Origin of the sequence: Cellulomonas sp. (genome assembly GCF_965229465.1) — a bacterium.
Lineage (GTDB): Bacteria > Actinomycetota > Actinomycetes > Actinomycetales > Cellulomonadaceae > Cellulomonas.
The window spans coordinates 185,987-206,287 of record NZ_OZ245882.1 but is presented as its reverse complement, the minus strand read 5'-3'; the positions used below and the strand labels follow the sequence as shown (position 1 = coordinate 206,287).

At 71.2% G+C, this 20,301-nt stretch carries 18 protein-coding genes and 1 tRNA gene; 14 read left to right on the top strand and 5 right to left on the bottom strand.

The features are described 5' to 3' along the window. From ACO06A_RS00915 to nadD, 4 genes are read left to right on the top strand one after another with little or no spacing between them, the layout of a single operon-like run. On the top strand, window positions 1-1,122 hold the full coding sequence (locus ACO06A_RS00915) for an LLM class flavin-dependent oxidoreductase (protein WP_421734294.1): 1,122 nt from the start codon (window positions 1-3) through the stop codon (window positions 1,120-1,122). Further along, window positions 1,119-2,429, top strand: a complete 1,311-nt coding sequence (locus tag ACO06A_RS00910) for a glutamate-5-semialdehyde dehydrogenase (RefSeq protein WP_421734293.1) — start codon at window positions 1,119-1,121, stop codon at window positions 2,427-2,429. Before ACO06A_RS00915 ends, ACO06A_RS00910 begins: the two co-directional genes overlap by 4 nt. 55 nt (window positions 2,430-2,484) lie before the next feature. Continuing rightward, window positions 2,485-2,637 carry a hypothetical protein gene (locus ACO06A_RS00905; RefSeq protein ID WP_175346295.1) on the top strand — a complete coding sequence of 51 codons (153 nt, stop codon included), beginning with the start codon at window positions 2,485-2,487 and terminating at the stop codon, window positions 2,635-2,637. A 26-nt stretch (window positions 2,638-2,663) separates the two neighbouring features. Next, window positions 2,664-3,275: a nicotinate-nucleotide adenylyltransferase gene (gene nadD, locus ACO06A_RS00900; protein ID WP_421734292.1), complete on the top strand. Its 612-nt coding sequence runs from the start codon at window positions 2,664-2,666 to the stop codon at window positions 3,273-3,275. 772 nt (window positions 3,276-4,047) lie between these two features. Here nadD and ACO06A_RS00895 read toward each other — a convergent pair. Next, window positions 4,048-4,281, bottom strand: coding sequence for a hypothetical protein (locus tag ACO06A_RS00895; protein ID WP_421734291.1), 234 nt, complete (start codon window positions 4,279-4,281; stop codon window positions 4,048-4,050). A gap of 40 nt (window positions 4,282-4,321) precedes the next feature. Between ACO06A_RS00895 and ACO06A_RS00890 the strand changes: the two genes are divergently transcribed. The 5 genes from ACO06A_RS00890 (at window position 4,322) to ACO06A_RS00870 (ending at window position 6,909) form a co-directional block, all read left to right on the top strand. After that, window positions 4,322-4,591 (top strand): hypothetical protein, encoded by a 270-nt coding sequence (locus ACO06A_RS00890; protein WP_421734290.1) that lies wholly within the window; start codon window positions 4,322-4,324, stop codon window positions 4,589-4,591. Between the two features lie 19 nt (window positions 4,592-4,610). Beyond that, a complete protein-coding gene (gene rsfS / locus ACO06A_RS00885) occupies window positions 4,611-5,000 on the top strand; it encodes a ribosome silencing factor (RefSeq protein ID WP_175345669.1) in 390 nt (129 codons plus the stop codon). Next, window positions 4,997-5,695 carry a histidine phosphatase family protein gene (locus ACO06A_RS00880; RefSeq protein WP_421734289.1) on the top strand — a complete coding sequence of 233 codons (699 nt, stop codon included), beginning with the start codon at window positions 4,997-4,999 and terminating at the stop codon, window positions 5,693-5,695. The genes rsfS and ACO06A_RS00880 overlap by 4 nt, the downstream gene beginning before the upstream one ends. Window positions 5,696-5,766: 71 nt before the next feature. After that, window positions 5,767-5,839, top strand: a tRNA-Ala gene (locus ACO06A_RS00875). A 233-nt stretch (window positions 5,840-6,072) separates the two neighbouring features. Then, window positions 6,073-6,909 (top strand): glycosyltransferase family 2 protein, encoded by an 837-nt coding sequence (locus ACO06A_RS00870; RefSeq protein WP_421734288.1) that lies wholly within the window; start codon window positions 6,073-6,075, stop codon window positions 6,907-6,909. Here ACO06A_RS00870 and ACO06A_RS00865 read toward each other — a convergent pair. The 3 genes from ACO06A_RS00865 to ACO06A_RS00855 are packed head-to-tail and all read right to left on the bottom strand — an operon-like array spanning window position 6,832 to window position 10,314. Next, a complete protein-coding gene (locus ACO06A_RS00865) occupies window positions 6,832-8,259 on the bottom strand; it encodes an MATE family efflux transporter (RefSeq protein WP_421734287.1) in 1,428 nt (475 codons plus the stop codon). The two genes, ACO06A_RS00870 and ACO06A_RS00865, sit on opposite strands and share 78 nt — an antisense overlap. Next, entirely contained in the window at window positions 8,256-9,242 is a 987-nt protein-coding gene (locus ACO06A_RS00860; RefSeq protein WP_421734286.1) for a phosphotransferase family protein, read from the bottom strand. Before ACO06A_RS00860 ends, ACO06A_RS00865 begins: the two co-directional genes overlap by 4 nt. Window positions 9,243-9,282: 40 nt before the next feature. Next, window positions 9,283-10,314 carry a LacI family DNA-binding transcriptional regulator gene (locus ACO06A_RS00855; RefSeq protein ID WP_421734285.1) on the bottom strand — a complete coding sequence of 344 codons (1,032 nt, stop codon included), beginning with the start codon at window positions 10,312-10,314 and terminating at the stop codon, window positions 9,283-9,285. Between the two features lie 351 nt (window positions 10,315-10,665). Between ACO06A_RS00855 and ACO06A_RS00850 the strand changes: the two genes are divergently transcribed. The 4 genes from ACO06A_RS00850 (at window position 10,666) to ACO06A_RS00835 (ending at window position 16,860) form a co-directional block, all read left to right on the top strand. Next, window positions 10,666-11,985 carry an ABC transporter substrate-binding protein gene (locus ACO06A_RS00850; protein ID WP_421734284.1) on the top strand — a complete coding sequence of 440 codons (1,320 nt, stop codon included), beginning with the start codon at window positions 10,666-10,668 and terminating at the stop codon, window positions 11,983-11,985. Window positions 11,986-12,072: 87 nt separating this feature from the next. Then, entirely contained in the window at window positions 12,073-13,053 is a 981-nt protein-coding gene (locus tag ACO06A_RS00845; protein WP_421734283.1) for a carbohydrate ABC transporter permease, read from the top strand. After that, the gene (locus tag ACO06A_RS00840; RefSeq protein ID WP_421734282.1) at window positions 13,046-13,858 is read left to right on the top strand and encodes a carbohydrate ABC transporter permease; all 813 of its coding nucleotides are present in this window, start codon (window positions 13,046-13,048) and stop codon (window positions 13,856-13,858) included. The genes ACO06A_RS00845 and ACO06A_RS00840 overlap by 8 nt, the downstream gene beginning before the upstream one ends. Continuing rightward, window positions 13,855-16,860 (top strand): glycoside hydrolase family 2 TIM barrel-domain containing protein, encoded by a 3,006-nt coding sequence (locus ACO06A_RS00835; RefSeq protein WP_421734281.1) that lies wholly within the window; start codon window positions 13,855-13,857, stop codon window positions 16,858-16,860. The genes ACO06A_RS00840 and ACO06A_RS00835 overlap by 4 nt, the downstream gene beginning before the upstream one ends. 53 nt (window positions 16,861-16,913) lie before the next feature. Here ACO06A_RS00835 and ACO06A_RS00830 read toward each other — a convergent pair whose 3' ends face one another. Beyond that, window positions 16,914-18,971, bottom strand: coding sequence for a beta-galactosidase (locus ACO06A_RS00830; protein ID WP_421734280.1), 2,058 nt, complete (start codon window positions 18,969-18,971; stop codon window positions 16,914-16,916). A gap of 168 nt (window positions 18,972-19,139) precedes the next feature. On the opposite strand from ACO06A_RS00830, the gene ACO06A_RS00825 reads away from it, so the two are divergent. Then, window positions 19,140-20,180: a LacI family DNA-binding transcriptional regulator gene (locus tag ACO06A_RS00825; RefSeq protein ID WP_421734279.1), complete on the top strand. Its 1,041-nt coding sequence runs from the start codon at window positions 19,140-19,142 to the stop codon at window positions 20,178-20,180. Window positions 20,181-20,301 lie beyond the last annotated feature (121 nt).

Sequence of the window (20,301 nt, the reverse complement as noted above, 5' to 3'; positions counted from 1 at the left end):
GTGCCCGTCGAGTTCCTCGGCGCCGGCTACGGCAACCCGTCGACGGAGACCACCCCGCTCGTCGGACCCGTGTGGGACCCGGGCTACGCACGAGAGATCGCTCGCGCCCACGAGCAGCACGGCTGGGACCACGTGCTGTTCCCGTACGCCTCCGACGGGCCCGACCCGGCGCAGGCCGCGGCATGGGCGGCCGCGCACACCGACCGGATCCGGCTGCGGGTCGCGCACCGGCCGAACGTGTCGGCGCCGACGTTCGCGGCGAAGACGTTCGCGACGCTCGACACCGCCTCGGGTGGCCGGGTGACCGTGCACCTGATCGCGGGCGGCCTGACCAGCGACCAACGGGCCGAGGGCGACGACCTGGACAAGGACGCGCGCTACGACCGGCTCGGCGAGTACGCGGACGTGCTGCTCCGGTCGTGGACGTCCGACGCGCCGTTCAGCCACGCCGGGCCGTTCTACCGCACGCAGGACTTCCTCCTGCGTGCGCGGTCGTCGCACCGCCCGGGCCTCTCGGCCGGCGGGGCGTCGCGACGGGCCCTCGAGGTCGGTGCGCGCGTCGCCGACGTGTTCGCGTTCTTCGGTGAGCCCCTCGCCGCGACGGCCGACCAGGTGGCGTTGCTCTCGTCGCTCGCGACGGCGGCCGGGCGTCCGACCCCACGGCTCCAGATCGCGTTCCGCCCGATCGTGGCGCCGACCGACGACGAGGCCTGGGCCAAGGCGCGCGCGATCCGGGCACGGATCGACGAGCTCGCGGCACCGCGCACCGTCCGGACGCTCACGGAGGCGCCCCGGGAGCCCGGAAGGCTGCCCGAGAACACCGCGAACCTGCGGCTGGCCGAGCTGGCCGCGTCGGGGGAGCGGCACGACCGCGCCCTGTGGACGCCCACGGTCGCCGGGGCGGGTGGGCTGCCGACGAGCGCGACCGCGCTGGTCGGCTCGTACGAGACCGTGGCCGAGGCGCTGCTGGACTACGTCGACCTCGGCTTCGAGATCTTCGGGCTGCGCGGCTACGACCTGATCGCCGACGCGGTCGAGTTCGGGGAGCACGTGATCCCGCTCGTCCACCATGGCGTCGCCGAGCGGGAGGGCGCGGGCACCGGGACTACCCTGGTTCGATGACCACCTCGCTCGACCAGCCGGTGCAGGACGCCGTCGAGACCTCGGACGTCGTCGCGCAGGTCCGCGCGGTCGCCGAGCGGGCCAAGGTCGCGTCGCGCGCCCTGGCCACCGCCACCCGCGCCACCAAGGACGCCGCGCTGCGCGGCATGGCCGACGCCCTCGTGGCGGCCACCGACGAGATCGTCGCCGCCAATGCGACCGACCTCGAGCGTGGCCGCGCGAACGGCACGTCCGCGGGGCTGCTCGACCGCCTCGCGCTCACCCCCGAGCGCATCGTGGCCATCGCCGACGCCCTGCGCGAGCTGGCCGCCCTGCCCGACCCGGTGGGGGAGGTCGTCCGCGGCTCCACGCTGCCGAACGGCCTGCGGATGCGCCAGGTGCGGGTGCCGATGGGCGTCGTCGGCATGATCTACGAGGCGCGCCCGAACGTCACCGTCGATGCGGCCGGGCTGGCGCTCAAGAGCGGCAACGCGGTGATCCTGCGCGGCGGCTCGGCCGCGGCCGCGAGCAACGAGGTCATCGTCGGCGTCCTGTCCGGGGCGCTCGTCGCGCAGCGGCTCCCCGGCGCACTCGTGCAGTCGATCGACGCGTGGGGCCGGGAGGGCGCGGTCGCGCTGATGCACGCCCGCGGCCTGGTCGACCTGCTGGTGCCCCGCGGGGGAGCGGACCTGATCCAGACGGTCGTGCGCGAGTCCACGGTGCCGGTCGTCGAGACCGGGGTGGGCAACGTGCACGTCTACGTCGACGAGACCGCGGACCTGGCCGTCGCCATCCCGATCCTGCTCAACTCCAAGACGCAGCGCGTCGGGGTCTGCAACGCCGCCGAGACCCTGCTCGTGCACCAAGCGGTCGCCGACGAGTTCCTCCCGGTCGCCCTCGCGATGCTGGCCGACGAGGGCGTGACCATCCACGGCGACGAGACGACGCTCGCGCTCGCCCCCGACGAGGTCGACTGCGTGCCGGCCACGGACGAGGACTGGGCCACCGAGTACCTGTCGCTCGACCTCGCCGTGCGCGTGGTGGACTCGCTCGACGAGGCGCTCGAGCACATCCGCACGTGGAGCTCGGGGCACACCGAGGCGATCATCACTCGGGACCTCGCGGCGTCCGAGCGGTTCGTCGCGGAGGTGGACTCGGCGGCGGTCATGGTGAACGCCTCGACGCGGTTCACCGACGGCGGTCAGCTGGGCCTCGGCGCCGAGATCGGCATCTCCACGCAGAAGCTGCACGCACGGGGGCCGATGGGCCTCGGCGAGCTCACGACGACCAAGTGGATCGTGCACGGCGACGGGCACGTCCGACCCTGAGGGCACAGTCCCTCGTGCGACACTGTTGGCTCTCGACCACCCCTGGAGGAACGACGTGCATGCTGCCCTGATCGCCGCTGCTGAGGCCGCCGAGCACGGCAACGAGCTCCCCTTCCCGCCCGTGGTGTTCGGCATCGGCGCGTTCGTCGGCCTCGTCGCGATGCTGCTGATCACGTTCGCCTTCCGCAGCGTCGGGACGCGCCACTGACCGACGACCAGTCAGGGACCGGACCGATGACGGAACCGCCACGCTCGATCCCGCGCCGGATCGGTGTGATGGGTGGCACGTTCGATCCCATCCACCACGGTCACCTGGTCGCGGCCAGCGAGGCCGCCGCCCGGTTCGACCTCGACGAGGTCGTCTTCGTCCCCACCGGCCGCCCGACGTTCAAGCTCCACCAGGACGTCACCACCCCTGAGCACCGGTATCTCATGACCGTCATCGCCACCGCGTCGAACCCGCGATTCACCGTGAGCCGGGTGGATGTGGACAGGTCGGGTGTGACGTACACCGTGGATACCCTGCGCGACCTCAAGACGGCCCGCCCGGACGCCGAACTCTTCTTCATCACAGGTGCGGATGCCATCGCGCAGATCCTGACGTGGAAGGATGCCGAGGAGCTCTTCTCGATGGCGCAGTTCGTGGCGGTCACCCGCCCCGGGCACGCGTTGTCGGTCGACGGGCTCCCCGGCGATCGCGTCCACGTCCTGGAGGTCCCCGCCCTGGCGATCTCCTCGACCGACGTCCGCGCACGTGAGCACGCCGGGCAGCCGGTCTGGTACCTCGTCCCCGACGGGGTCGTCCAGTACATCGCCAAGCACAGGTTGTATCGAGGTCAGTCATGAGTGAACCGGGAGAGCGGCGTCGTCGCCGCGAGCTCCATCGCAACCCCGAGACGGGCGACGTCTCGGCAGCCGCACCCGACGCCGGGTCTGCGGCAGGTCCGGCGACTCCGGGTGGCGCCGGTGCGGCCGGCCCGGTGTCCCGCCGAGCCATGCGCGGAGTGGGGGGCGAGGACACGCCCGCACGCGGCACCGCTCCCACCGCGCCGCAGCCCACCGACTCCAGCCGTTCCCGTCGGTCCATCCGCGACACCGCCCTCGACCCCACCAGCGCTCGCCCCGGCACGTCGGGCGCGGGCACCCCGACGTGGTCGGCGCCCGCGCCGAGCGCCGCCCCCAGTCGTCCTGCCGCACCCGCTGCGACCCCGCCGCGTCAGGCGCCGCCCACCGGTGCGCCCGCCACCTCACGACCGGCCGCTGCACAGCGTCCCGCCGCGCCGGCGCCCAGCGCGCCGCCGGCCCAGCGCCCCAGCCCCGCGGCTCCGGCATCGCCGGCCGCCTCTCGTCCCGCGGCAGCGACGTCCGGCAGCCCCGCCACCTCACGCCCCGCACCGGCGTCGACGGCTCCCGCTCAGTGGGGCCAGCGCTCCGCCGAGCCCGCCGGTCCCGCTGCACCGGGAAGCACCGGGGGTTGGGCACCGACGCCCCCTGCCAGCCGCCCGGCCCCGCAGGAGCGGGCGACCTCGACCCCGCAGTCGCCACCCGCGCCGGCGCCGCGCCGCGACGGGCCCAGCTGGGCCGGCGGAACGCCAGCCTCCGCGGGCTCGTGGGGCGCTCAGCCTGCCGCGGTCCCGCCTCCGACCGCCCAGCCCGCCCCGTGGCAGCAGCAGCCCGCCGCTTCAGCGCCTGCCGCCTGGCAGCCCACGCCGTCCGCCGCGCCGGCGCCGGCGACCAGCCGTCCCGGGCAGCCGGCGGGCCAGCCCAGCTGGTCCGCCGCACCTGCCCCCACCGGCACGGCGCCCGAGGCAGCGCCCGGCTCGTGGGCGCCCACCGGGCTGTCGTCCGGCACGGTCCCGGCGCCCCGAGCAGGCGGCGAGCCTGCGGCACCCGTGTTCGCCGCGCCCCTGGGTGGTCGGCCGGACCCCGTGCGTGACGGCGCCGCGCGGGACGACGACGACGACTACGACGACGAGGACGACGAGGAGCGCCCCCGGCACCCGTACACCTGGCTGCACCTCATCGTGCTCGCGCTGGTGGCGTTCGTCCTGGGCTTCCTGATCGTGCTCCTGCTCGGCAACACGACGGACGACGACCCCGGCTCCACGGCCGCGGTCTCCGTCACCCACTCCACGACCGGCCTCTCGGCCGGACCTGTCTGACCCCGAACCTAGGAGACCTGTGGCTGCGACCGAACGAGCGATCGAGCTGGCCCTGGCGGCCGCTCGTGCCGCGTCCGACATCAAGGCCGAGGAGATCATCGCGCTGGACGTCAGCGAGCAGCTGGTGCTCACCGACGTCTTCCTCATCGCCTCCGGCACCAACGAGCGGCAGGTCGGCGCGATCGTCGACGCCGTCGAGGAGGCGCTGTACAAGCTCGGCGCCAAGCCGATCCGGCGCGAGGGCAAGGCCGCCGGGCGCTGGGTGCTCGTCGACTTCGGCGACGTCGTGGTGCACGTCCAGCACGCGGAGGACCGGGTGTACTACGCCCTCGAGCGGCTGTGGAAGGACTGCCCCGTGATCGATCTCCCCGCCGACGCGCGGGGGACCGACGAGGGCGCCGACGCGTGACGGCGGGGCGACTGCTCCTGGTCCGGCACGGCCGGACCGCGTACAACTCCGAGGCGCGACTCCAGGGTCAGGTCGACATCCCGCTGGACGCCGTCGGCCGCTGGCAGGCCCGCACGGCGGCCGCCCGGCTGCTGACCCGGCACGAGCCCACCAGCATCGTCACGTCGGACCTCAGCCGCGCGCACGAGACGGCGGGCTTCCTCGCGCGAGCGACCGGCCTCGACCTCGTCGTCGATGCGCGGCTGCGCGAGCGCGCCTTCGGCTTGTGGGAGGGCCTCACGGGCGACGACCTGCGGCGGGACTGGGCCGACGAGTTCGCCGTCTGGCGAGCCGGAGGCCAGCCCGAGGGCGTCGGCGCCGAGACCCGCGCGGAGGTCGCGCGGCGCGTGCGTGAGGGGATCCTCGAGCACGCCGAGGCGCTCGGCGCGGACGACACGCTCGTCGTGGTCTCGCACGGCTCCGCGATCAGCTGCGCGGTCGGCGACCTGCTCGGCATGCCCACCGACTGGCACGGCTTCACGGGCATGCTCAACGTCCACTGGACCGAGCTCGTCGCCACCCGCGGCGACTTCGCGCCCCCGTGGCGCATGGTCGGGTACAACCTCGGGCCGACCGACGCGTCGAGCGACTGGAACGCCGGACCGGACACCACGCACGAGTCCGACGCCGATGCCGAGACCCGGGACCCCGATTAGCGTTTGGGCCCGCGTTCGTTCTAAACTCTCCGAGCGCCTCCGGGCGTGAGTGATCCCCCTCGGGGGGTCGCGGGGCTGTGGCGCAGCTGGTAGCGCACCTGCATGGCATGCAGGGGGTCAGGGGTTCGAATCCCCTCAGCTCCACCGAAAGTGCTGGTCAGAGGCCACGCCGGGATCCTGAACACAGGAGCCTGACGTGGCCTCTGGACGTTTGGTGACACTTGTCGTTCCATTCTCCCGTCGCTGCAGCGGTCGCGGTCCACCCGTCGCGTCGTGGAGGCAGTGCCGCACACCTGGTGGCATGACACCGACCTGGTCCCGGGGGCATGTCCGGGCCCGGAGTCGGTTCTCGCATGCCAGCATGAGGCGTGCTGAGCGTGAGCGTGATCGTGACCGCGTTCGACCAGGGCGGACTGGTCGCCGACGCGGTCGAGTCGGTCCTGCGCCAGACCCGCGTGCCGGATGCTGTCATCCTGGTCGACGACGGCTCGACCGACGACGAGTCGGTCGACGTCATCGAGCGGCTCCGCCGCGACGCTCGGGTCAGGGTGCTGCGTCAGTCCAACCGGGGTGTCAGCGCGGCCCGGAACGCGGGGATCGCCGCTGCGGCGACCGACCTCGTGGCCGTGCTGGACGGCGACGACCGCCTCGCGCCGACGTTCCTCGAGCGGACGGCCGCGGTCCTGGAGGGCGACCCCGGCGCAGTCGCAGCGTCGTCGTGGCTGCGTGCGCACGGGGTGATCGACGCGGTCGTGCGGCCCGGCGGAGGGTCGGCGGTCGACTTCCTGCACCGCAACGCCTCTCCGGCGACCGCGGTGTTCCGCCGCGAGGCCTGGGGTGCGTGCGGCGGGTACGACGAGGACATGCGCAGCGGGTTCGAGGACTGGGACTTCTTCCTGTCACTCGTCGGCGACGGTGGGCACGTCACCGTCGTGCCGGAACCGCTCATCGAGTACCGGACAGCGCCCGCCTCCGCGAACGTCCGCTCGATGGACTCCCGGCTCGAGCTCTACGGCCGGCTCGTCGACAAGCACCGCGCCGTCTTCGAGCGACACCTGCGGGAGGTGCTGCTGGCGCTCGAGGCCCGCGCCATGGATGCCGCCGGTCGGTGGGAAGACCTCGTCGCCGCGGACCGGTCACTTCTCGTCGGGGAGGTCACGTACGGCGACGGCGGCATGGCCGCGGCCGTCCGGATCGCCGTCCGCCGAAGCTGATTCGCGGATGGCGGGGACGTCCAGGCGGCGCAGGACCAGGAGCGCGATGCCCGCGGACAGGAGCTCGCCCGCGGCCAGGCCGGTCCAGGTGCCGGTGGGGCCGGTGCGGCCCAGGGCGAGCACGAGCGGGACCTTGACGAGAAGGAGGGTTCCGACGGCGATGACGTAGGACGGTCGGGGTCTGCCCAGGGCCTGGAAGTACGCGGAGACCAGTGGTGTGACGCCGGCGACCGCGAACCCGATGGCCAGGATGCGCAGTGCGTCGACGGACTCGGAGCGGACAGCGGCATCGTCGACGAAGGCGGCGGTGATGGGCTCGGCGAGAAGCGCGACGGAGCCCGCGGCGACGGTGCTGTAGACGAGGGTGGCGCGCAGCGACAGGGTCCGGGCGCGTCGCACGCGCGCGGCGAGCCGGCGACCGGCGTTGTACCCGACGATCGGCTGCATCCCCTGGCTGATGCCGAGCTGAGGCATCGCGACGAACGTCTGGATGCGGGAGCAGATCGCGAAAGCGGCGAGCGCCGAGAGCGCCGTGGTGGCGGCGGCCACCCGGGACAGCGAGGTGTTGACGACCACGACGAGCAGGGTGGCGCCGAAGCCGGCGAGGAACGAGGGGGCGCCGATGCCCACGAGGGTGCGGACCGTGGGGAGGTGGGGACGCAGGTCGGACCTGCGGACGCGGTAGGGCCGGTGCCGCTGGGCGAAGAAGAACCACATGCTCATGGCGGCGGAGACAGTCTGGCCTCCGACCGTTCCCAGGGCGGCTCCACGGACGCCCAGGTCCAGGCCGAAGATGAGCAGCGGATCGAGGGTGATCTGGACGGCGACGGGGACGACCCACAGCATCGTGGCGAACCGCATCCGACCCTCGGCACGGACGAGGCTGGAGAACCCGGTCGAGACGATCGCGCCGGCCAGGATGATCTGGGCGTACTCGCGTGCGTAGCCGAGGGTCGCGCCGTGGGCGCCGAGCAGCCGCAGGAGCGGCTCGAGCCCGGTCAGCCCGAGCACGGTGATCATGACGGCGGTGGCCCAGAACGCGGTGAAGGCGTTCCCGGCGGCGCGTGCGGCGGTGCTCGTGTCGCCGGCGCCGAGGTGCCGCGAGACGACCGAGGCTGCTCCGACGCCGACGGCGGTCGAGACCGCGCCCAGCGCCAGGAGCAGAGGGGCGACGAGGTTGACCGCCGCCATCGCGGTCGTCCCGACGCCGCGGGCGACGAACCAGGCGTTGGTCAGCGCGTAGATCCCGTAGACCCCGACCGCGATGGTGGTCTGGGTGCAGGCGTGCCACAGCAGCCGCCCGACGGGCCGTTCGCCCAGGGCGGCGGTATCGAGCGTGCGGGTGCTCACGGCTCAGTGAGCAGGCGCATCATCGTGTCGATCTGCTTGCATGCCCAGTCGTACTGGGTGGGTGTCGTGTGTCCGCGGTACACGGTCTCGATCGCCATGATCACGACCAGGTGCAGGCAGTACAGGCCTCGGCGCGTCTGCTCCCTCGGGGTGAGCTGCTCCTGGCCGTAGCCGCGCATGAACGCGCTCGGGTCGCCGAAGTCGGACAGATAGGTGCCGGCGAAACCGGCCTCCATCAGCGGGTCCCCGTACAGGGCGCGCTCGTGGTCGATGATCGTGACGATGTGGCCGTCGCGGACCATGACGTTGGAGTCCCAGAGGTCCCACTCGACGAACCTCGGCTCGACGACGTCGTCGAGGACGTCGGAGTGCAGGGCGACCACCTTGCGGATCTCGTCGTAGTCCCGGCCGATGTCGACGTTGCGGGCCTCCCCGGCGGCCAGGACGTCCTCGACGAGGCCGGTGAACACGACCCGCCACGACGGGTCACCCGGGCCGGCGAGCGGTCCGAAGCAGCTCCCGCGGATCGAGTTCAGCTCGCGGTTGGCAGCGCCCAGCGCCTCGTTGTACGCGTCGCGCCGCTCGGTGCTCAGGCCGTCGGTGACGATGCCGAAGTTCTCGGCGTCGACGAACGGCATGAAGAAGTAGTCGGCGTCGACGAGCTCGTGGCTCAGGTCGGCGTGGTCGACGTGCGGGACCGGGACGTCGGTGCGTGCCGCGATCAGCGCCAGCGCGTCGAGCTCGATGCGCATCGCGCCACGCTCGGCGGGCATCACGGGCACCCCCCGCGGCGGCGCGATCTTCACGACCACGGCCCGGCCGTCGCGCAGCAGGATCCGGTAGGCGACGTTGAACCAGCCGTGCCCCAGCTCCTCCAGCCAGGTGTCCGGCTCGCCCGTGGGCACCTGCTCGGCGCCGTAGGCCCGCTCGACCATCGCCCGCAGCGTCGCGGGCGTCTGGCGGTTCTTCGTGATGCTCTCCATCGAGTCCTCATGGTCGTGCGGCGGGATGTGCGGCCTGGGTTCAGCGTGGAGGGGGTCCAGTGCTCGCCCGGACGATGAGCTCCGTGGGGACGACCGTCAGAGCCGGCGGTGGGACGGACCTCGACCGGAGCTGACCGAGGACGAGGGTGATGAGCGCGCGGCCGATGGCGTGGAAGTCCTGCCGGACGGTCGTCAGGGGCGGTGAGGTCCAGCCGGCGACGGCGATGTCGTCGAAGCCCACCACGGACACGTCGTCGGGCACGCGGCGACCGGCCTCGTGCAGCGCCCGCACGAGGCCGAGCGCCATCTCGTCGTTGGCGCAGAACACGGCGGTGACGTCGGGGTCGGCCGCGAGCCGTAGCCCCGCCTCGTAGCCGTCGTGCGCGCTCCAGTCCCCGTACACCGGCTCGGGCGGACGGATCCCGGCCTCGAGGAGGCAGCGGCGCCACGTGCCGCTGCGCACCAGGGCGTGCTCCGAGTCCCGCGGCCCGGCGAGGTGGTGCACGGTGCGGTGTCCGAGGCCGAGCAGGTGGCGCATCGCGTCCTCGCTGCCCTGGACCTGGTCGGCGGAGACGGTGGGGTAGTGGCCGGCGAACTTGGAGAAGGACACCGCCACGGGCATGCCCGCGGGGAGCGCCAGCGTCGCCGGCGACGCCTGCTCGGCCCGCATGATGACGAGGCCGTCGATGGCCTGGTGCGAGATGCGGTGCGCCGCGCTGTCCCAGCTCTCCCGCGCGGGGTTGCGCACGTGCAGGAGCGTGACCGAGTAGTCCTCGAGCGCGGCGGCCTCGACCAGGGCCTCGACGGTGAGGGCCTCGCCGGTGCGCTGGAAGCCGGTCGAGAGCACTCCGATGGCGCCGAAGGTGCCGTTCCGCAGCGCCTGGGCCGCACGGTTCGGGGAGTACCCGAGCTGGTCCATCGCGTGCACGACCTTGGCGCGGGTGCTCGGTCGGACCGAGTCGGCGCCGGTCGATACGCGCGAGACCGTCTGGGGTGAGACGCCGGCAAGACGGGCGACGTCACCGATCGAAGGACCTGAGCGGCGGCGGCCAGGTGCTGACGCGGTTGTCATGGCGAGATGGTAGTGGTGATTCACGATGTTGACGTCACCATCTGGCGAACGTGCACAGCAGACCGTTACCAAAGCGTCGCATAACGAGCCGTTTGGCGCTGCTATGGTGACGTCACCAAAAGCCGGACAGGGTCGAGCGACACAGATGTTTCTCGTGGTCGATGCAGACCAGACCCCACGGCGCAGAGCTGGTAGACCGCCTGACCTTCAGCACGGCGCACGACCTCCACACAGCACAGTCGACCTGTCCCGCCCACCCGCCGCGACGTCGCGGAGGGCGAGCGGGAGCCGGCGGCTCGGCGAGAGCCGACGGCGGTCCACGGACGACCAACAGCACGAAGGGATCACCCGATGAAGAAGACACGCACGCTCGGCGCGCTGGGCGCAGTCCTGTCGCTGAGCCTCGCCCTCGCCGCTTGCAGCGGCGGAGACGGCGGCTCGGGCGGGGATGAGACGACTGGCGCGAGCGGTGGCACCGGCGACAACACCCTCACGGTCTGGGCCTGGGACCCGGCGTTCAACATCTACGCCCTCCAGGAAGCCGAGAAGGTCTACCAGGCCGACCACCCGGACTTCACGCTCGACATCGTCGAGACGCCGTGGGACGACCTGCAGACCAAGCTGACCACGCTGGCCCAGTCGGGCGAGACCGACCAGCTGCCCGACATCTTCCTCATGCAGAACAACGCGTTCCAGAAGAACGTCATCAACTACCCGGACATCTTCGCCAACTTCGCCGACTCCACGGTGGACTTCAGCGAGTTCCCCGAGTCCGTCGTGGCGTACTCCACGGTCGACGACACCAACTACGGCGTGCCGTTCGACAACGGGGCCGCGATCGGCGCGTACCGGACGGACATCCTCGAGCAGGCCGGCTACACGGTCGACGACTTCACCGACATCACGTGGGACCAGTTCCTCACGCTCGGCAAGGACGTGCTGGCCAAGACGGGCAAGCCGCTGCTCACCGGCCAGGCCAACTCGGCCGACACGATCATGATGATGCTGCAGAGCGCCGGTGCGAGCCTCTTCGACGACGAGGGCAAGCCGACCATCACCGACAACGACGCGTTGCTGGCCGCCATCGACATGTACGGGCAGCTGGTCAAGGCCGGTGTCTTCGTCGAGGTCAACTCGTGGGACGAGTACATCAACACGATCGTGAACTCGAACACCGCCGGGGTCGTCAACGGCGTGTGGATCTCCGGTTCGATCCAGTCGGCCGCGGACCAGTCCGGCAAGTGGGCCGTCACCAACGTCCCGAAGCTGGACGGCGTCGACGGCGCCACCAACTACACCGCCAACGGTGGCTCGTCCTGGGCGATCACCCCGAACGGCAACGAGGCGCTCGCCGCCGACTTCCTCGACGCGACGTTCGCCGGCTCGACCGAGTTCTACGACACGATCCTCCCGAAGTCCGGGGCGCTCGCCAACTGGCTCCCGGCGGGCGAGTCGGACGTCTACAACGAGCCGCAGGCGTTCTACGGCGGGCAGCCGATCTACGCCGACGTGCTGAAGTTCGCCGCGAAGGTGCCCAGCAACAACACGGGTGCCTACTACTACGAGGGTCGTGACGCCGTCAGCGTCGCCATCACCAACATCCTCAACGGCGCGGACCCGAAGGCCGAGCTCGACCAGGCGCAGCAGACCGTCGAGTTCGCCATGGGGTGACCTCAGGGCGGGCGGCGGAGGCCAGCACACGTCTCCGCCGCCCGCTTCTGCCCCGTCCGTCGTCAGCGAAGAAGAGGTGAGCCGCTCGTGTCCGCTCCCACCGCACCGACCGAGGGCCGCGCGTCGAGCGCGCCCCCGCCCGGGACGAAGAAGTCCCGTCCGTCCAGGCCGCCCAAGGCGGCACCTCTGTCCGCGATCCAGCGCCGCCGCAGCCTGACCGGGTGGACGTTCATCATCCCCGCCGCGGCCATCATCGTGCTGGTCAACTTCTGGCCGATGATCCAGGCGCTCTTCCTGTCGCTGAAGACGGGACGCGGGACCCAGCTGAACTGGGCCGAGCCGCTGTGGCTGAACTACCAGCGGCTGTTCCAGGACGACCAGTTCGTGCTGACGCTCAGCACGACGTTCATCTACCTGATCATCCAGGTCCCGATCATGCTCCTGCTCGCGATGCTGCTGGCGAACGTGCTCAACGCGCCGTGGCTGCGGTGGAAGGGGTTCTGGAGGACGGCGATCTTCCTGCCGTGCGCCGTGGGCCTCGTGTCGTACTCGCTGGTGTTCCGGCAGATCTTCGCGACCGACGGCCTCGCCAACGACCTGCTCACGCAGTTCGGGATACTCGACTCTCCCGTCAACTGGCTCGGCCAGACAGGCACCGCGCGGATGGTGATCATCCTCGGCCTGCTGTGGCGGTGGACCGGCTACAACATGATCTTCTTCCTGGCCGCCCTGCAGAACATCGATCGCTCGACCCTGGAAGCGGCCCGCGTCGACGGCGCGAACGGGTTCAAGACCTTCTGGTACGTGACGATGCCGCAGCTCAAGCCCATCATCCTGCTCTGCGCGATCCTGTCGACCAACGGAACGCTGCAGATGTTCGACGAGTCGTTCAACCTCACCGCTGGTGGTCCGGGCAACACGACGATGTCGGTCTCGCACTACCTGTACAACGTGTCGTTCCGCAACAGCCCCAACTTCGGGTACGCGGCCGCGATCTCCTACGCGATCCTCATCATCGTGGCCATCCTGGCCGCCATCCAGCTGAAGGTGGGCGACAAGCGTGACTAGGACAACCCTTCGCCGGATCCCTGCATACCTGTTCCTGTCGGTGGCCGTGCTCCTGTCGGTCTTCCCGCTGTACTTCATGACCGTCTCGGCGACGAACACGAGCAACGAGGTGATCGCGTCCAAGCTGCTTCCGGGGGGCCACCTCCTCGACAACTTCCGGGCGCTCGTCGACGCCCAGCCCCTGGGGACGGCGTTCTACCACTCCGCGGTCAACGCCATCGCGACGACCCTGCTCGCCCTGGTGCTGTGCTCGATCGCGGGGTACGCGTTCGAGATCTACCACTCGCGGGCGAAGGACGCCGTCATGGGGCTCCTGCTCCTGGCGATCATGATCCCGTTCGCGGCGACGATGATCCCGTTGTTCCGCCTCTTCGCCCAGCTGGGACTGGTGAACTCGACGGCCGCGGTCATCCTGCCCCTGATCGCGACACCGTTCCTGATCCTGCTGTTCCGGCAGGCCTCACGGACGTTCCCGCACGAGATCATCGAGGCGGCGCGCCTCGACGGGCTGGGCGAGGTGAGCATCTTCGCGCGCATCTACCTGCCGACCATGAAGCCCACCCTCGCTGCCGCGGGTGTCATCACGTTCCTGTTCTCGTGGAACAACTTCCTGTGGCCGAAGGTGATCCTCGTCGACAACGCGTACCAGACCCTGCCGATGCTGCTCTCGAACATGCGCGCCGGGTACGTCACCGACTACGGGAGCCTCATGCTCGCCGTGTTCATCGTCTCGGTGCCGACGGTGGTCGTCTTCCTGCTCCTGCAGCGCAGCTTTGCCGAGGGCGTCACGGGGGCCATCAAGTGACCTTCGACCTCGACCGGATCGCCGACCCCGAGTACGTACTGGAGAACCGGCTGGACGCGCACTCCGACCACCGGTGGTTCGCCTCCCCGCAGGAGGCGGCCACCGGGACGAGCTCCTTCGAGCAGTCGCTCAACGGGCTGTGGAAGCTGCACTACGCGAAGAGCCCCGCCCTCGTCGTCCCCGGCTTCGAGCGGGTGGACGTCGACGACTCCGGGTGGGACGACGTGCCGGTGCCTGCCCATGTGCAGCTGCTCGGCTACGACCGCCCGCAGTACACCAACGTGCAGTACCCGTGGGACGGCTACGAGCAGCTCGAGCCGGGGCAGGTTCCCCAGCGGTACAACCCGGTGGCGACGTACCGCCGGACGTTCACCCTCGAGCACCCGCTCGAGCCCGGCGAGCGGCTGAGCGTCAGCTTCCACGGCGCGGAGAGCGCCGTCGCCGTGTGGCTGAACGGCTCCTACGTGGGCTACGGGACGGACTCGTTCACTCCGTCGGAGTTCGACCTCACCGACGCCCTGGTCGACGGCGAGAACCTCGTCGTGGCGCAGGTGGTCCGGTGGAGCGCCGGGTCGTGGATCGAGGACCAGGACTTCTTCAGGTTCTCGGGCCTGTTCCGGGACGTCGTCCTGTACCGCCGGCCCGCCGTGCACGTCGAGGACGTCCGGGTGGCGACCGACGTCGCCGACGACCTCTCCGAGGCGACGGTGCGCGTGCGCGTGGCCCTGGCCGGCGACGGCACGGTGGACGCTCGGATCGCCGGCGCCGGAGAGCTCGCCGGCGACGACGAGCTCGTGCTCCGCATCGAGAGCCCGCGGCTGTGGAGCGCGGAGGACCCTCACCTGTACGACCTCACGCTCGACGTGTACGACGCGTCGGGCCGCCTCACCGAGCACGTGCCGGTGCGGGTGGGGGTGCGCCGGTTCGGCATCGAGGACGGCCTGCTCAAGGTCAACGGGTCCCGCGTCGTCTTCAACGGGGTCAACCGCCACGACTTCGGCCTCCAGGGTCGCGTGATGACCCGGGAGCAGACGGAGGCCGACATCCGGCTGATGAAGCGGCTGAACATCAATGCGGTGCGGACCAGCCACTATCCGAACAACTCGTACTTCTATGAGCTGTGCGACCAGTACGGCCTGTACGTCATCGACGAGATGAACCTCGAGTCGCACGCGATGTGGGACGTGATCAGGTTCGCCGAGGCCGGGATCGACGTGGCGTTGCCCGGGGACCGTCCCGAGTGGCTGCCCACCCTGCTCGACCGCGCGGCGAGCATGCTGGAGCGGGACAAGAACCACCCGAGCGTCGTGATGTGGTCGTGCGGCAACGAGTCGTTCGGCGGGACGGGGATCCTGGAGGTCGCGGAGTACTTCCGTCGCCTGGACTCTCGGCCGGTGCACTACGAAGGCGTCCACTGGGACCCGCGGCACCCGCAGACCACCGACGTCGTCTCGCGGATGTACGCGCCGGCCGCCGAGATCGAGGAGTTCCTCGCGACGCACCGCGACAAGCCCTACCTGCTGTGCGAGTACGCCCACTCGATGGGCAACTCGTTCGGGGCGGTCCACAAGTACGTCGACCTGGCCTACCGCGAGCCGCTGTTCCAGGGCGGCTTCATCTGGGACTTCGCAGACCAGGCGCTCCGGCGGACCGACCGCAGCGGCCGGGAGTACTTCGGCTACGGCGGCGACTTCGGTGACGCGCCGCACGACTCGGACTTCAGCGGCAACGGCATCGTCTTCGCCGATCGCACCCTCAAGCCGATCGCCCAGGAGGTGCGCTACCTCTACCAGGGCTACCGGCTGTCGGTCGAGGGCGACAAGGTCACGGTGGAGAACCGTCACCTCGCCACCCCGTCGTCGGCGCACGAGTGCGTGGTGACGGTCGCCCGGGAGGGCAGGGTGCTGCAGGAGGAGGTGCTCGAGACCGCCGTCGCCCCTGGGGCTTCGCAGGTCTACGCGCTCCCTGTCACGGTGCCGGCCGCACCCGGGGAGTACACCGTCGACGTGTCCTTCCGGCTGCGTCGCACGACGCGCTGGGCGTCGGCCGGGCACGAGGTGGCGCACGAGCAGACGGTCGTGGTCGTCCCCGGCTCGGTGCCGGCCCGCCGGGCGGCAGCGCCCGAGGTCGTCCACGGCATCCACAACGTGGGCGTGCGAGGGCGGCACTTCACCGCCCTGTTCTCACGGCTGCACGGGGGGCTGGTCTCGTACCGCTACGGGCTGACGCACGACGGCGGGCGCGAGCTGCTGCGCTCGGTGCCTCAGCCGAGCTTCTGGCACGCACCCACCTCCAACGAGCGCGGCTGGGGCGGCCCAGCGAAGGACGGCGCGTGGCTCGTCGCCAGCCGGTATGCGACGGCCGTCCGCGGCCCCGAGGAGCCCGCGGTCGAGCAGACCGACGACGGCGTGCGCGTCCGCTTCCGGTACGAGCTGCCCACCGCGCCGGCGGGGGAGTGCGAGCTCTCCTACCTCGTGGACGGCGACGGTCGAGTCGAGGTGACCCTCACGGTGCGACCTGGTGCGGGGCTGCCGGACATGCCGGAGCTCGGACTCCTCCTAGCGACCGACGACGCGTTCCACCGGCTGCGCTGGTACGGCGACGGGCCCGAGGAGTCCTACGTCGACCGTCGAGCAGGAGCCCGGCTGGGTGTGTGGGAGGCCGACGTGCGTACCGCGCTCACGCCCTACCTACGTCCGCAGGAGGCGGGCAGCCGGACGGGCGTCCGCTGGGCGACCGTCACCGACGAGCGAGGGGCGGGCTTGCGGTTGGAGTCGGACCAGGGCATGGAGCTGTCGGCCCTGCCGTGGACGCCGTTCGAGGTCGAGAACGCCGCGCACCACACCGAGCTGCCGCCGATCTACCAGACCGTCCTGCGGCCGGCGCTCCAGCGGCGCGGGGTCGGCGGCGACGACTCCTGGGGCGCGCAGACCCATGCCGAGTACCGACTGCCCACGGACACCGAGCTGACGTTCCGGTTCGCCTTCCGCGGGCTCCTGTAGGTCCGGCCTGGGACAGCGTGTGAACGGCCGGACGGAGAGCGGTGTGCTGCGGGTCAGCGCACCTCCTCGAGGATGGTGAGGTCCCAGGCGCCGATGGTGAGGTCGGTGCCGTCCTCGACGGTGGCGCCGTCGAGGACGGACCGGGCAATGACGGGGCTCGTGACCTGCACCGGGCTGTCGGAGTAGTTCAGGAGGTAGGTCAGCGGCGCTCCGGCGGAGTTGACGCCTCGGCGAACGGTGACGGTTCCGGCGAGCTCCTGCGGCCAGTCCCACAGGCCGGCGTCGCGCACCGCCAGGGCGAGCACCTCGCGGACCAGGGCGGGACCGGTCATCGTGCCGAGGTGGATCGCAGTCCCGGCCCCGGCGCGGTGCCGGGTCACGGCCGCCTGACCGCCCCACGCAGGGTGGTCGTACGACGCGAGCACCTCCGCGCCGTCGGGCTGCAGGAGCTCCATGAAGCGCAGAGCGGAGCGGTCGTCGGGGCTCAGCGCGGCGGCGCCGGGGGCGGCCGCCAGGTCACCGTGCAGGGTGAGCTGCACGTCGACCGGGACGGTGAACTGGTTGTAGGTGAGCCCGAGGACGCCCGTGAGCGAGTGCGGCTGCCGGTCGTGCCAGACCTTGACGTGCTCGTCGGCGACGAACGACTTGAACGTCGAGACCAGGTGGCCACCGACGCCGACGAACTCGCCCAGCCGCTGCAGCGTCGACTCGGGCGCCGAGTACAACGCCGGGACGACCACCATCGCGTACCGGCTGAGGTCGTCGGTGTCGGCGGGGACGAAGTCGCACTCGACGTTCAGCTCGAACAGGGCGTCGTACACCCAGCGGAGCACGTCGTTGTAGCCGATCGAGGGGCCGAGGAAGGCGGGGAACCCGGTCTCGACGCTGAACCACCTCAGCGCCGTCAGGGCCTCGTTGCTGACCATGACCGCGACGCGGTTGGACTTGCGCAGGTGCACGAGCGACCGTCCCACCCGCCGGAGCTCGGCACCGATCACACCGGCCTCGGCGTAGGTGGGGTTCGCCTCGAGGTCGTGGCTGAGCAGTCCGCGCCAGTACGTCTCGAAGGAGTTGTGGATGGAGTGCCAGTGCCAGTACATGACGGCGTCGGCACCGCTCGCGAGGTGGCTGTAGGCCTGCAGGCGCAGCTGGCCGGGGTAGGGCAGCCAGGCAGGCTGCCCTTGGGCCTGGGTCTCCAGCACGAGGTAGTTCGCGCCGCCCTTGATCGAGCGGGTCATGTCCCCGCCGAACGCGATCTCCTTGCCGGTGAGCGCGGACTGCGTGGGGTGGTAGATGTCGACGCCGGCGATGTCCACGTGCGCCGCAGCCCGGAAGTGGTCGACGGACGGCTGCAGCCCGTAGGACCAGCCCGGCCCCCAGTCGAAGTCGAAGTTCTGCGTGAGGAACTGGTCGCCCCGCGCGTACTCGCGCACGATGGCGGCCTGCCAGGCGAGGAAGTCCTCGACGAGGGAGCGGCGGAACCTGTCGAACGAGGCGGCCAGGGAGCCGTTGATGGTGCCGCGCACGTCCGGGAAGTCGTCCCAGGCGTCGACGCGGTTGGACCAGTAGTCCAGGCCGAAGGCCCGGTTCATCGCGTCGAGGTCGTCGTCGAACGTCTCGCGGAGGTGCGTGACGAACGTGCGTTGCACGTCGGCCGAGGCGACGTCGTAGTACTTCGTCTCGTTGTCGAGCTGGAAGCCGATGACCGCACGGCGGTGCGCGGTGTGCTCCAGGAGCGCGCGGATGACCCGCTCGGAGTGGAACAGATAGGTCGGGTTGGTGATGTTCATGATCTGGCGCCTGCCGTAGCGTCCCTGGCCCGTGCTCGTCTCGGCGAGCACGTCCGGGTGCGCCTTCACCAGCCACGCCGGCACCGCGTAGGTGGGGGTCCCGACGATGACGTGGATGCCGGCGGCCTCCATCGCGTCGAGGGCCCGGTCGACGTGCGTGAAGTCGAACACGCCGGGCTGCGGCTCCAGCGTGCTCCAGGTCGACTCGGCGATGCGCACCACGTTGAGGTTCGCCGCCCGCAGCATCGCGACGTCGGTGTCGATGCGGTCGGTCGGCATGTACTCGTCGTAGTAGGCGGCGCCATACAGGATCTCGTCCATGCGTGTCAGGCCTCCGTGCCTCTGGTCCGTGCGATCAGCTCGATCCCGGCCTCCGCGACGCTACCTGGACCGGGCGAGGTCCGGTTCACACGGGTGCCGAAGGTCGACCTCGCCGCCGCCGAGGTTCACGGCGTGACTTGTGACCTCGGTCCCCTAGAGTCTCGTGCGATGGGACCGACGCCCGCGCCGCGCAAGCGCCCGACGATCCGTGACGTCGCGGCTGCGGCTGGCGTGTCCCGGGGCACGGTGTCGCGCGTCATCAACGGTGGGCACTGGGTGTCCCCGGACGCGCTCGCGGCCGTCGAGGAGGCGATCCGGACCACCGGCTACTCCGCCAACCAGCACGCGCGCAGCCTGGTCACCGGACGGTCGAACTCGGTGGCGTTCCTGCTCACCGAGCCGCAGCACCTGCTGTTCGAGGACCCGAACTTCTCGATCCTCCTGCGGGGAGCCGCCCAGGCGCTGGCCGCACGGGGCATGCCGCTCCTGCTCATGGTCGCGGGGACCCCGGAGGAGCAGAAGCAGGTCTCGTCGTACGTGGGCGCCGGGCACGTCGACGGCGTCCTCGCGATCTCGTCGCACAGCGGCAACCCCCTGCTCGACGCGCTGGTGCGGCAGGGCATCCCGATGATCTCCTGCGGCATCCCGCTCGGCTTCGAGGGCAGCCTCGGCTACGTCTCCGCCGACGACCTCGGCGGCGGCCGGCGGATGACGCGGCACCTGCTCGACATCGGTCGCACCAGGATCGCGACGATCACCGGGCCCCTGGACACCCCCGGGGGCAGGCTCCGGCTCGAGGGCTACCGCGACGAGCTCGGGTCGCTCTACGACGAGTCGCTCGTGACTCACGCGGACTACTCGCGCGACGGCGGCGCGGCCGGGATGCGGACGCTCCTCGAGCGCCGACCCGACCTCGACGCGGTCTTCGTGGGCTCCGACCTCATGGCGGCGGGCGCCCTGCAGGTGCTCCGCGAGGCCGGCCGACGCGTCCCGCAGGACGTCGCGGTCGGAGGGTTCGACGACTCCGGGCTCGCAGCGACGCTCGACCCGCCGCTCACCACCATGCGGCAGCCGCTGAGGCGGATCGCCGGCGAGATGGTGCGCCTGCTGATCGAGCTGATAGAGGGCGGTGAGCCGGCCGCCGTCACGCTGCCGACCTCGCTCGTCGTGCGCGCCAGCACCGGATCGGCTGCTCCCCCCCGTTCCTGACGAGGGTCGGAGGCGTGCATGTCGTGCCTGCGCAGAAGCCTGTGCACGCTCCCATTGCGGTCCGGACATTTGCGCCATCTTGACGGCGCTTTCGTGCGCTCTTACGGTGGCTGAGTGCTGT

Bases quoted from the DNA above. Each gene is read 5' to 3' on its own strand.
- ACO06A_RS00825 (WP_421734279.1), top strand. From the start codon at position 19,140: ATGGGACCGACGCCCGCGCCGCGCAAGCGCCCGACGATCCGTGACGTC.
- ACO06A_RS00830 (WP_421734280.1), bottom strand. From the start codon at position 18,971: ATGGACGAGATCCTGTATGGCGCCGCCTACTACGACGAGTACATGCCG.
- ACO06A_RS00910 (WP_421734293.1), top strand. From the start codon at position 1,119: ATGACCACCTCGCTCGACCAGCCGGTGCAGGACGCCGTCGAGACCTCG.
- ACO06A_RS00855 (WP_421734285.1), bottom strand. From the start codon at position 10,314: ATGACAACCGCGTCAGCACCTGGCCGCCGCCGCTCAGGTCCTTCGATC.
- ACO06A_RS00850 (WP_421734284.1), top strand. From the start codon at position 10,666: ATGAAGAAGACACGCACGCTCGGCGCGCTGGGCGCAGTCCTGTCGCTG.
- ACO06A_RS00860 (WP_421734286.1), bottom strand. From the start codon at position 9,242: ATGGAGAGCATCACGAAGAACCGCCAGACGCCCGCGACGCTGCGGGCG.
- nadD (WP_421734292.1), top strand. From the start codon at position 2,664: ATGACGGAACCGCCACGCTCGATCCCGCGCCGGATCGGTGTGATGGGT.